We start from the raw sequence: 12,021 nt of genomic DNA, 5'->3' as shown, positions 1-12,021 counted from the left end.
AACGGGCGGGAGACCCCGAGGCAACCAAGGAGAAGGCTCCCTGTGACGTTTCTTTCCATCGCGCGCCGCGCGACGGCCGCGGCAGTGACCGCGCTGCTCGCCGCGGCCGCGCTCGGCACGGCCCGGCCGGCCGCCGCGGCCGATCCGGAGCCGCGGCAACCGGGCTACGGGTTCAGCAACCAGGATTTCGGTTTCTCCGAGGGTGGCAACCACCCCGACCTGCCGTCACGCTATCCGGCGATGACCGCGTTCCTCGAGGGCAGAACGCCGATCATTCGGATCGAACTGGAGTGGTGGCGCCTCCAGCCGACCCGGGAGACCACCAACGACCAGCTCAACTGGGGGCGGCTGGACAACGAGATCCGCAGCGCCAACGCCCAGGGACTCCGGGTGCTCCTGATCCTGGGCTACGGCGTGCCCTGGCTGGCCGGCGACAAGGCGACGACGAAGAATCTCGGCTCCTGGTTCCCGAGGGAGGACGAACCCTGGCGGAACATCATCGACCAGGCCATGGTCCGGTATTCCGGCATGGTGCAGGCGGTCGAGGTGTGGAACGAGCCGAACCTGAACGGCCGCCACGGCAACGACACGGTTGTCGAGCTGCAGCAGCGGTACTGGGAACTGACCCGGATCGCCCACCGGGCGGTCAAGGCGCGCTGCCCGGAGTGCACGGTCCTCGCCGGCGGGTCGGCGAACGGCCCGACGGAGGCACCCGCGGAGTCCCCGTCCGGCTGGCTCGACTACGGATACCGGCACGGATTCAAGAACGACTTCGACGCGGTCGCCTACCACCCGTACTGGGGCGGGTTCAGGGGCCGGGGACCGAGCACGCCGGCATGCCCGCCGGACCCGCGGATCTGGAGCCTGTTCGGACCGGCCGATCCGAAGTGCGGCGAGCTCGCCGCCACCCGCCAGCTCATGGTGCAGAACAACGACGGGGCGAAGAAGATCTGGGCCACCGAGTTCGGGGCGCCCACCGACGAGATCGAACCCGAGTACCGGCAGTCGAGGGAAACCGTCCGCGACCATATCGTCGAGGCCGTCCACATGTGGCGCGAGCGGGACTACACCGGCCCGATGTTCCTGTACTCCTACCGTGACGTGCAGCCCGTCTACGGGGACAACCCCAATCTCTGCGCCGAGAAGCCGCGCGACTCCCAGTGCAACTACGGCATCACCGACTCCGACGGCAAGCCGAAGGAGCCGATCTTCAGCGACCTGAAGGCCAAGGTGGCGAACCGGTATGAGCCTTCGATGCCCAACGGTACGAACCTGCGCCGCCTGATGGCGCTGAAGTCACCGAACGGCAAGTTCTGGTTCTGGTTCGAGGCGACGGGCAACGTGGCGGTGTACCGGACCCGCGACGCCAAGGTCCTCTGGGCGAGCGACACCCTCGGCACCGGGGACGAACTGCGCATGCAGAACGACGGCAACCTGGTGCTCTACACGAAGACCGGAGCCGTGGCCCGCTCGACGGGCAACCGGCCCCGGATCCTGCCCTCGAAGACGCACCGGCCGGTCGCCGAGCACCCGGTCGCCTCCCGGCTGTGGATGCAGGACGACGGCAACCTCGTGCTCTACCACGAGACCCCGAACGGCCCGAAGGCCGTGTGGGCAACGGATACCGCGGGCCAGCACTGAAACCGGAGGGGCGGAGGACCGCTGTTGCGGTTCTCCGTCCCATCTCGGCCCAGGATCAGATCTGCGCGAGCGAGCCCGCGTACATCTTGTCGATCTGCTCGGCGAAGTTGGACTCGACGCTGCGGCGCTTGATCTTCATCGACGGGGTGATCTCGCCGTGCTCGATGCTCAGGTCGCGGGGGAGGATCGAGAACTTCTTGATCGTCTCCCAGCGGTTGAGCTTGCCGTTGAGCTCCGCGATGAAGTCGGCGATCAGCTTCTCGGTCTCCGGCGCCGCGACGATCTCCGCGTACGGCTTGCCGGCCAGCGGGCCGCCCGCCGCCCACGAGGCGATCGCGTCCTCGTCGAGGCTGATCAGCATCGTCACGAAGTTGCGCGCCTGGCCGACCACGACCACCTGCGAGGTGTACGGGCAGACCGCCTTGAACATGCCCTCGATCGCCGACGGGGCGATGTACTTGCCGCCGGAGGTCTTCACCAGGTCCTTCTTGCGGTCGGTGATCCGCAGGAAGCCGTCCGCGTCGAGCTCGCCGATGTCGCCGGTGCGGAAGAAGCCGTCCTCGGTGAACGCGTCCGCGGTCTCCTGGGGCAGGTTGTGGTAACCGCGCATGACCGGCTTGCCGCGCAGCAGGATCTCGCCGTCGGCGTCGATGCTGACCTCGAGATCGCCGAGGGCACGGCCCACCGAGCCGATCCGCAGCTCGTCGCGGCGGTTGACGAAGTTGCCGGCGCTGCTCTCGGTGAGGCCGTAGCCCTCCGAGATCGGCAGGTTGGCCGCGGCGAAGAACTCGGCGATGTCGCGGCTCAGCGGCGCCGAGCCGGACACCAGCACGCGCAGCCGGCCGCCCAGGCGCTCCTGGAGCTTGCTGAAGACCAGCTTCTCGGCGACCGCGTACTGCGCCTTGAGCAGACCCGGGACGGGCTTGCCGGTCACCTCCAGGGCGACCTTGCGCTTGCCGGTGGCGACCGCCCAGGTGAAGATCTTGGCCTTGAGGCCGCCCGCGCTCATGGCGGTGGTGACCGTCTTGTTGTAGACCTTCTCGAAGATGCGCGGCGCCGCGCACATCAGCGTCGGCTTGACGACGGCGAGCATGTCGACCAGCTTCTCGACCCGGCCGTCGATGTACGTCGGCACGCCCACGTGCAGTATTCCGCAGAGCAGCGTCTTGCCGAACGAGTGCGACAGCGGCAGCCACAGGTACTGCAGGTCGGAGGACTCGAACAGGCCCAGCCCCGCCTGCGCGACGCCCTCCCAGGTCCAGCCGCCGTGCAGGAGCTGCACGCCCTTGGGCCGGCCGGTGGTGCCGGAGGTGTAGATCAACGTGGCGAGGTTGTCGGGGCCGACGTTCTCGGTGATCCGCTCGATGAGGTCGGGGGTCTCGGCGAGTGCCGCACGGCCGCGTTCCTCGAGCTCGGCGAGGGTGAGCTGGGGCGGCTGAGCGGAGGCGTCCGCGACGCCGTCGATGAGGACGACGTGGGTGACCGAGGTGGTGGCACCGGCGATCTTCATCGCCTGCTGGGGGTTCTCCGCGACCAGGACCTTCGAGTCGGAGTCCGCGATGATGTACGCGGCGTCCTCGGGCTCGGTCGTCGGGTAGACCGTGGTGGTGGCGCCGCCGGAGCAGTTGATGCCCAGGTCGACCAGCGCCCACTCCAGGCGGGTGTTCGACAGGATCGCGACGCGGTCTTCGAGACCGATCCCCAGCCCCACCAGGCCGGCCGCGATCGCCTTGGCCCGCTCGCCCACCTCGGACCAGGTCAGCCACGTCATGCCGGAGTCGTCGGCGGTGGGAGCGGCGAACGCCCGGCCGTTCGGGGTGGCCCGCACGCGCTGCAGGAACATATCGGGGATCGAGCGGTAGGGAACCTCGAGAACCATAAGGCGCCGCCTTTTGCGTCTAAGGGGGTTACAGCCGTGTTACCGGAGAGTATTGCCTCGGTAGGTGTGAACACCAGAGTCTCGTGGATCCCCTGATCAATCCTATCCGCCGGTCAGTACGCATTGCGGACACAAAACGGCTCAACAACTTTCGGCAAACTTCGTCAATGCGGGATCAGCGCGTCTCGAGGGAGGGGCGGCCGCCCGAGCAGACGACCGTGAACCGCACCCGGTCGTGGTTGTCGGAGGTGCTGCGGAACTCGCCCTCGTCACCCTCCTGCTCGTGCAGAGAGAAGCCCGCGCCGGGGACATGGAGACGATTTCGGGGGTGGCGGAATCACAGCGGGCGACGACAGTGCCACCCCGGGTGGTCAGGGTGCGGCTGGTGCCGGCGGCCGGCCGGCCCGGCTGCGCGGACCCCGGGGTCCCGGGCCGTGCGGACGACGGCTGCGCGGACGACGGACGCGTGGACGACGGCCGGGGCCGCGCAGACGGCGAACCGGGCCGGGTGGACGACGGCTGCCCGGCCGACGGGGCGGACACCGCGGAGGGCGGCAGTTCCGCCAGCTCGCGGGCCACCGGGGCCTCGCTGCGCGGACTGGTGCCGTCCGACGTCAGGCCGGCGCCGAGCACGCCGATCCCGGCGATCTTTTCGGTGACATCGGAGAATGGGCACGTGGACCTGATCATCAGCCTGGACGGCACGGACGGGACGACGGTCCAGGTCTACCGCGCGATCCGGCGGGCGATCGCGGACGGCCGGCTGCCCGTGGGACACCGGTTGCCGGCGACCCGGGTACTCGCCGCCGACCTGGGCGTGGCGCGCAACAGCGTGGCCACGGCGTACGAACGGCTCGTCGCCGAGGGTTCCCTGGTGGCGCGGACGGGATCGGGCACGTTCGTGGCCCCCGTCGCCACCGCGCCCGTGCCGCGCCGGGCCCCGGCCGACCCGCTGCGGCCCCGGGCGGGCTGGACCTTCGACCCGTTGCCCACGAGCGCCGGCACGCCCGCGCCGCGGTACGACTTCCGTACCGGCATCCCGGACGCGCGGCTGTTCCCGTTCGAGTCGTGGCGTCGGCTCGTGGCGGCCGAGCTGCGGCTGCGCGCCCATGATCCCGGCGGGTACGCCGATCCCGCCGGCCATCCGGCGCTGCGCTCGGCGATCGCCCGTTACCTGGGCTACTCCCGGTCGCTGCGGGCCGGGACCGACGACGTGCTGGTCACCAACGGCGCTCAGCACGCGCTCGACCTGATCGGACGGGTGCTGCTGCGTCCCGGTGACGTCGTGGCGGTCGAGGAGCCCGGCTACCCGCCGGCGCGGCGGTTGTTCGCCTCGCAGGGTGCGCGCGTGGTCGGCGTACCCGTGGATGCCGAGGGCCTGGTGGTCGACGCGCTGCCGCGGGCCGCCCGGGTGGTCTACACGACGCCGTCGCACCAGTTTCCGCTGGGCCGGGTCATGAGCGTCGCCCGGCGGCAGGCGCTGCTGGACTGGGCGGCCCGGCGGCAGGCCGCGGTGGTCGAGGACGACTACGACACCGAGTTCCGGTTCTCTGCCCGGCCGCTGGAACCGCTGTACGGACTCGACGGCACCGGACGCGTCCTATACGTCGGCACCTTCTCCAAGACCATGCTGCCCAGCGTGCGTACGGGCTTCGTGCTCGCCCCGGCCGCCCTGCGCGGTGCGCTGGCGGCGGCGCGGCAGCTCGGCGACGGGTTCGGGCAGATCGCCGTGCAGGCCGCCCTGGCCCGCTTCATCGACGAGGGACAGTTGGCCCGGCACGTGCGCCGGGCGGTGAAGGCGTACGCCGCGCGCCACGACCGCATCGTCGCGGCGTTGCGCGCGTGTCCCGGGCTCGAGGTCGTCCCGTCGGCGGCGGGGCTGCACGTGACCGCGCTGGCGCCCGGGTCGGCCCGGACCGTCGCCGCGGCCGCCGCCCGGGGCGTCGCGGTGGAGGATCTCGGCGCCTACGGCAGCGACTCGACCGGGTTCGTGTTCGGCTTCGGCGCGATCGACCCGGCACTGCTGGACGAGGGGCTGGGAATCTTCGGTGAAGTGCTGCGCCGGGGCCGGGAAGCGTAGGCGACCGCGCCGGCGGCGACGATCAGGCTGAGCAGGGCGGGCGGGCCGTTGAGGACCAGGAGGCCCAGGGTCGCCACGAACGCCAGGCCGGCGCCGCGGCGCGACCAGCCCCGGGGAAGCAGCCGGAGCGCGGCCGCGGTGCCCAGGACGTACACGAGCGTGAAGCAACCGGTGACCAAGAGCATCGAGGTGTGCAGGCTGATCGGCAGCAGCATCGCCACCAGACTCCCGGCGGTCACGACGGCCAGCGACCGGCGCGGGGTCCGGACCGGCCCGGCGGGCAGCGCGCCGTCGCGGGCCAGGGCGACCCCGAGCCGCGACGCCCCGGCGAGGTACGCGTTCACCGCGCCGATGGTCAGCAGCACGGCGACGACCGCGGTGACCGCGCGGACCGGCCCGCCGATCCCGGCGGCGAGCAGGTCGGCGAGGGGCGCCGGGCTGTCGCCGACGGCCGGGCCGAGCACGAGCACGCTCGCCGCGGCCACGGCCAGGTACAGCACGCCCACGACGAGCACGGCCGCGGCGGTGGCCCGGGGCACGTCCCGGCGCGGGTCGCGGTATTCGCCCGACAGCGACGAGACGGCCTCCCAACCCGCGAAGCCCCAGACCAGGATGGCCGCCGCGGCGCCGACCCCGGCCCAGCCGTGCGGGGCGAACGGCGTGAGGTTGGCCAGGCGGGCGTGCGGCAGGGCCGCCACGACGGCGACGACCAGCAGCGTGGCGAGGACGGCGGTGAGGTAGAGCTGCACCCGGCCGGAGATCTGCAGCCCGAACCAGTTCATCGTGGCGACGACGCCCAGCACGCCCAGGAACGTCGCGACGACCGTGGCGCGGCCGCCGCCCACGACGTCGGCGACGTACCCGCCCGCGAAGGCGGCGGCCGCGGGCGCGCCCAGCGGCACGGCGAAGTAGAAGCACCAGCCCACCGCCGCGGCGGCGCGCGGGCCGAAGGCGAGCCGGACGTACGTGGACACCCCGCCGCCGTCCGGATGGCGGGCCCCGAGCGCGGCGAAGGTCCACGCCAGCGGCGCCGACAGCAGGATCAGGGCGAGCCAGGCGAGCAGCGAGGCCGGCCCGGCCACCTCGGCGGCCAGCGCCGGCATGGAGATGACGCCGGTGCCGAGGACGGCGCCGACGCAGAGCGCGGTGCCCTGCGCCCGGGACAGGGTGCCGGTGGAGATCATGCGCCCACGGTAGGCGTCGATCGACTCCGGTTCCGAGCCAATTCCGCGCCGGTCGGAGGGGCCGATCTACATGCTCAGCCGCGCGGTGCGGATGCTCTCGTCGCCGGTCACGTCGACCCGCGCGACCTGCTGCCGGCCGGCGAGGAAGAGCGCGAGCTCGCCCGGGGCGCCGGTCAGGACGGTGGCCGGCGTGCCGTCGCCGACCTGGAACTCGCCGAAGCCCGGCGCCTGCACGCGGACCGGCCGGCGCAGGCGGCGCAGGGTGAGCCGCCCGGTGAACCTCGCCGCCCGCCAGAGCGCGGCCTGGTGGCCGTGGGGAAGCTGTCGTGGTTCCCAGTCCGGGCGGGCCCGGCGGACGTCCTCGTGGTGGATGAAGAACTCGACGGTGTTGGCGAGCTCGTCGGTCAAGGGGTTGCTGAGCGGGCTCCACCAGGGCGGGTTGCGCACGTCGTGGACCACGTCGGCGTACTGCCGGGCGGCGGTGGCCCGCCGGACGTGCTCGGTGTGCCCGGCCAGCGGCGGGACCAGGGCGCCGACCATCGCATCCGGGCGGCGCTCGCGGACGACGAGATGGGCGGCGAGGTCGCGGGCGGTCCAGCCGGCGCACAGGGTGGGCGCGTCCGGGCCCACCTCGAGCAGCAGGCCGGCGAGCAGCGACCGTTCCGTACGCGCATAGTCACTCATAGAGGCGATGGTAGGCAGGACCGGGACGATCCGCCCGACGGCCGCCGCGGGGCTGCGCCCGGGTGTAACGGCAGACACAATGGAAATCCCGTGGCAATGGACGGGAGGTTCGGCAGGATGGATTGGTAAGGCTGGAACGGCCGGCGGGGACTTACCAGGGGCGGGGATCTTGACCAAGAAGGCCAGCCGTGACGTGCTGGGCCGCGGCCTTCGCGTCCTCGGTCGCGCGATCCGCACCGAACCCCGCCTCTTCGTGATCGGCACCGTCGGCAGCAGCCTCTTCGGGCTGCTCGTCATCGCCAACGCGTACGTCGTCGGCGCCGTCATCGGTCACGTGGTCGTGCCCGCCTTCACCGAGCGCCGCGCCGGCACGGCCGTCCTGGCGACGATCGCGGCGGTGTTTCTCGGCATCGCCGTCCTGCGCGTCGCCGCGATCTTCGGCCGCCGGCTCGGCGCGGGCTTCATGCAGTTCCGGCTGCAGGCGCGCTACCGACGAGCGGTCACCCGGCGCTACCTCTCCCTGCCGCCGGCCTGGCACCAGCGGCACGCCACCGGCACGCTGCTGTCGAACGCGAACTCCGACGTGGAGGCCGCCTTCGTCCCGATCGCCCCGCTGCCGTTCGCGGTCGGGACGATCGTCATGATCTTCGCCGCGATGGTGTCGCTGTTCGTCACCGACTGGGTGCTCGCCCTGGTCGGCGTGGCCCTCTTCCCGGCGCTTTTCGGCCTCAACCTCGTCTACTCCCGCCGCATGTCGCCGCGGCAGATCCGCGCCCAGCGGCTGCGGGCCAAGGTGAGCGCGGTCGCGCACGAGAGCTTCGACGGCGCCCTGGTGGTCAAGACCATGGGCCGCGAGGCAGACGAGGCGCGGCGCTTCCGTGAGCAGGTCACCGAGCTGCGCGACGCGCTCATCTCCGTCGGCCGGCTGCGCGGCCTCTTCGACCCGCTGATGGACAGCCTGCCCAGCGTCGGCACCCTGGCCGTGCTGCTGCTCGGCGCCTGGCGGCTGCAGACCGGCGCGCTCAGCGTCGCCGAGCTGGTCAGCGTCGCGTTCCTCTTCACCGTCCTGGCGTTCCCGGTCCGCGCGATCGGCTGGGTGGTCGCCGAGCTGCCGCGCAGCGTCGCCGGATGGGAGCGGGTCCAGGCCGTGCTCGCGGCCGACGGCGACCTCGCGTACGGGCCGGTCGAGCCGGTGGGTCACGGCCCGGCGGCGCTCACCTTCGACCAGGTCCACTTCGCGTACGGCGAGGACGCCGAGGTCCTGCACGACGTCTCCTTCACCGTCCCGGCCGGCCGGACGGTGGCCCTGGTCGGCGCGACCGGCTCCGGCAAATCCACGATCGCCTCGCTGGCCGTACGCCTGGTCGACCCGGACAGCGGCACGGTCCGGCTGGACGGCACCCCGCTGCCCGACCTCAGCGAACGGGCCCTGGCCGCGGCGACCGCGCTCGTGCCGCAGGTGCCGTTCGTCTTCGACGACACCGTCCGCGGCAACGTGACGCTGGACCGCGAGGGCGTCGACGAGGCCGCGGCGTGGGCGGCCCTGCGGCTGGCCGAGGCCGACGGCTTCGTCGCGAACCTGCCGGAGGCGCTGGAGACCGCGGTCGGCGAGCGCGGCACCTCGCTCTCGGGCGGCCAGCGGCAGCGGCTCACCCTGGCCCGGGCCCTGGCCGGCCGGCCGCGCCTGCTGGTGCTGGACGACGCCACCAGCGCCGTCGACCCGCGGGTCGAGGCGGCGATCCTGGCGTCGCTGCGCGGCGCCGACGCCGGTGCCTCGATCCTCGTGGTCGCCTACCGGCGGGCCACGATCGCGCTCGCCGACGAGGTGGTCTACCTGGAGGACGGCAAGGTCGTCGCCACCGGAACCCACGCGCTGCTGATGGAGAACGAGCCCGGCTACCGCGCGCTCGTCACCGCGTACGAGAAGACCCACGCCGCCGAGGTGGTGCAGCCATGACCGTGGCCGTCGTCGAGGAGGGGATGCTCGCCACCCTGCGGCGCGGCATCGCGCTCTCGCCCGAGCTGCGGCCCGGGCTCGCCGGGACCCTGGCGCTGGCGTTCGTGTCCATGGCCGGCCGGGTCGCCGTGCCGATCGCGGTCCAGCAGGGCATCGACCGCGGCATCCGCGCGCCGGGCGGCCCGGATCTGGGCACGGTCGGCCTGATCGTCCTGCTCACCCTCGCGGTGCTCGCGGTCTCCACCGCCTGCGGGTACGCGATGACGCGCCGGCTGTTCACGGTCAGCGAGACCGCCCTGGCCGGGCTGCGCTCCCGTACGTTCCGGCACATTCACGACCTGTCCATGCTGCACCAGCAGTCGGAGCGGCGCGGCTCGCTGGTCTCCCGGGTCACCGGCGACGTCGACCAGATCACCCAGTTCCTGCAGACCGGCGGCGTCATGCTGCTGCTGAGCAGTGGTCAGGTGGTGGTCACCACCGTCGTCATGATCGTTTACTCGTGGCAGCTCACCCTGGTGGTCTTCGCCGCGTTCGTGCCGGCGGTCATCGTGATCCGGCTGTTCCAGCGGCGGCTCGCCGGCGCCTACCGGGTCGTGCGGGAACGCACCGGGGTCATGCTGGGCGTGGTCGCCGAGAGCGTCGTCGGCGCCACCGTGATCCGCGCGTACGGTGTCGCCGGGCGCACCGGCAAGCGCCTCGACGCGGCCGTCGAGGATCTGCGCGTCGCGCAGCAGCGAGCCCTGCGGACCAGCGTGATCAGCTTCTCGACCGGCGAGATCGCGGCCGGTGCCGCGCTGGCGGCGACCGTGGTGGTGGGGGTGCTGCTCGGGGTGGACGGCGGGCTCAGCATCGGCAAGCTCACCGCCTTCCTGTTCCTCGTGACCCTGTTCATCCAGCCGGTGCAGATCGCCACCGAGGTGCTCAACGAGGCCCAGAACGCGGTGGCCGGCTGGCGCCGGGTGCTGGACGTGCTCGACGTCAGCCCGGACGTGGCCGACCCGGGCGACGGCGGCGTGGCGCTGCCGGCCGGGCCGCTGTCCGTGCGGTTCCGCGACGTCTCGTACCGCTATCCGAGCGGTCCGGTCGTGCTCTCCGGGGTGGACCTGGAGATCCCGGCGCGGACCAAGGTGGCGGTGGTCGGCGAGACCGGCAGCGGTAAGACGACCTTCGCGAAGCTGCTCACCCGCCTGATGGACCCGGCCGACGGCGAGGTCCTGCTGGGCGGGACGCCGCTGACCGCCGTACGCTTCGACTCCCTGCGCTCGCGGGTGGTCATGGTCCCGCAGGACGGCTTCCTGTTCGACGCGACCGTGGCGGAGAACATCCGCTTCGCCCGGCCTGCGCTCACCGACGGCGAGCTGACGGCGGCGTTCGCGGAGCTGGGGCTCGCGGACTGGCTGGCCGGGCTGCCGCGCGGGCTCGCCACCCCGGTCGGTGAGCGCGGCGAGGCGCTGAGCGTGGGGGAGCGGCAGCTCGTGGCGCTGGTGCGGGCGTACGTCGCCGACCCCGACCTGCTGGTGCTGGACGAGGCCACCAGCGCCGTCGACCCGGCCACCGAGGTGCGCCTGCAGCACGCCCTGGACGCGGTCACCCGGGGGCGGACGACGGTGGCGATCGCGCACCGCCTCTCCACGGCCGAGTCCGCCGACGAGGTGATCGTGGTCGACGCCGGCCGCGTGGTGCAGCGCGGCCCGCACGCCGAGCTGCTCCGAGACCCGGAGTCGATCTACGCCAAGCTGTACGCGAGCTGGCTCGAGCAGACGCACTGAGGCCCCGGCGCCGTCGTCGAGCGCCGGGGTCCCAGTGTGCTCAGCGGGCGCCTCGATGTGCTGAGCGGGCGCCTCGGTGTGCTCAGCGGCTGTTTCGGTGTGCTGAGCGGGCGCGTCGGTCGGCTTAGCGGGCGCGTCGGTCGGCTTAGCGGGCGTAGAACTCGACGACGAGCTGCTCGTCGCAGACCACCGGCACCTCGGAGCGCTCGGGCTTGCGCAGCACCGTGGTGCGCAGCTCCTCGATCACCGTCGACAGGTACGGCGCGGTCGGGCCGTCGAGGTGCGCGCCGGTGGCCGCGATCTGGAACGGCGGCTTCTGCCGGCTGCTCTCGCGGACCTCGACCACCTGGCCGGGCTTGAGCCGGTAGGACGGGCGGTCGACCTTCTTGCCGTCCACCGTGAAGTGGCCGTGGGCGACGAGCTGGCGGGCCTGGTAGACGGTGCGGGCCAGGCCGGCGCGCTGCACGGTCGCGTCGAGGCGGCTCTCCAGCAGGGCGACCATGTTCTCGCCGGTCTTGCCCTCCTTGCGGTGCGCGTCGTCGTACGCCCGGCGCATCTGGGCCTCGCTGATGTTGTATTGGTGCCGCAGCCGCTGCTTCTCCAGGAGTCGCACCTGGTAGTCCGACTGCTTGCGCCGGCCACGGCCGTGCACGCCGGGCGGGAACGGGCGCCGCTCGAAGTACTTCACGCACTTGCGCGTCAGCGGGATGCCGAGTGCCCGCGACAGCCGGGCCTTGGGTCGGGAGTTGTTCACGGGCGATCTTTTCCTTCGGGACGGGATGCTACGGTTAGCCTCGCCTTACTAAGGTTAGCCTAACCGGTGCCCG

8 protein-coding genes are annotated in these 12,021 nt (G+C 72.5%); 4 read left to right on the top strand and 4 right to left on the bottom strand.

The window, feature by feature from the left end; translation table 11 throughout:
• The first annotated feature begins 42 nt into the window (after positions 1 to 42).
• On the top strand, positions 43 to 1,641 hold the full coding sequence (locus EDD30_RS09585) for a hypothetical protein (protein ID WP_071806159.1): 1,599 nt from the start codon (positions 43 to 45) through the stop codon (positions 1,639 to 1,641).
• Between the two features lie 55 nt (positions 1,642 to 1,696).
• Here EDD30_RS09585 and EDD30_RS09580 read toward each other — a convergent pair whose 3' ends face one another.
• Positions 1,697 to 3,520: an AMP-dependent synthetase/ligase gene (locus tag EDD30_RS09580; RefSeq protein ID WP_071806160.1), complete on the bottom strand. Its 1,824-nt coding sequence runs from the start codon at positions 3,518 to 3,520 to the stop codon at positions 1,697 to 1,699.
• Between the two features lie 283 nt (positions 3,521 to 3,803).
• On the opposite strand from EDD30_RS09580, the gene pdxR reads away from it, so the two are divergent.
• Positions 3,804 to 5,600 (top strand): MocR-like pyridoxine biosynthesis transcription factor PdxR, encoded by a 1,797-nt coding sequence (pdxR, locus tag EDD30_RS09575; protein ID WP_244945181.1) that lies wholly within the window; start codon positions 3,804 to 3,806, stop codon positions 5,598 to 5,600.
• Here the strand turns inward: pdxR and EDD30_RS09570 are convergent.
• Both EDD30_RS09570 and EDD30_RS09565 read right to left on the bottom strand, forming a co-directional pair.
• Positions 5,486 to 6,784, bottom strand: a complete 1,299-nt coding sequence (locus EDD30_RS09570) for an APC family permease (RefSeq protein WP_071806161.1) — start codon at positions 6,782 to 6,784, stop codon at positions 5,486 to 5,488. The genes pdxR and EDD30_RS09570 overlap by 115 nt on opposite strands.
• 66 nt (positions 6,785 to 6,850) lie before the next feature.
• Positions 6,851 to 7,468: a TIGR03085 family metal-binding protein gene (locus tag EDD30_RS09565; protein WP_071806162.1), complete on the bottom strand. Its 618-nt coding sequence runs from the start codon at positions 7,466 to 7,468 to the stop codon at positions 6,851 to 6,853.
• A gap of 169 nt (positions 7,469 to 7,637) precedes the next feature.
• On the opposite strand from EDD30_RS09565, the gene EDD30_RS09560 reads away from it, so the two are divergent.
• A complete protein-coding gene (locus EDD30_RS09560) occupies positions 7,638 to 9,425 on the top strand; it encodes an ABC transporter ATP-binding protein (protein ID WP_394328266.1) in 1,788 nt (595 codons plus the stop codon).
• Entirely contained in the window at positions 9,422 to 11,194 is a 1,773-nt protein-coding gene (locus EDD30_RS09555; protein WP_071806163.1) for an ABC transporter ATP-binding protein, read from the top strand. Before EDD30_RS09560 ends, EDD30_RS09555 begins: the two co-directional genes overlap by 4 nt.
• Positions 11,195 to 11,339: 145 nt before the next feature.
• Here the strand turns inward: EDD30_RS09555 and rpsD are convergent, their stop codons facing one another.
• Positions 11,340 to 11,948 carry a 30S ribosomal protein S4 gene (gene rpsD / locus EDD30_RS09550; RefSeq protein ID WP_071806164.1) on the bottom strand — a complete coding sequence of 203 codons (609 nt, stop codon included), beginning with the start codon at positions 11,946 to 11,948 and terminating at the stop codon, positions 11,340 to 11,342.
• Positions 11,949 to 12,021: the final 73 nt, after the last annotated feature.

The organism is Couchioplanes caeruleus (assembly GCF_003751945.1).
Lineage (GTDB): Bacteria > Actinomycetota > Actinomycetes > Mycobacteriales > Micromonosporaceae > Actinoplanes > Actinoplanes caeruleus.
Note: the sequence above shows the minus strand (reverse complement) of the source record. Positions and strands in the feature narration are given on the sequence as shown.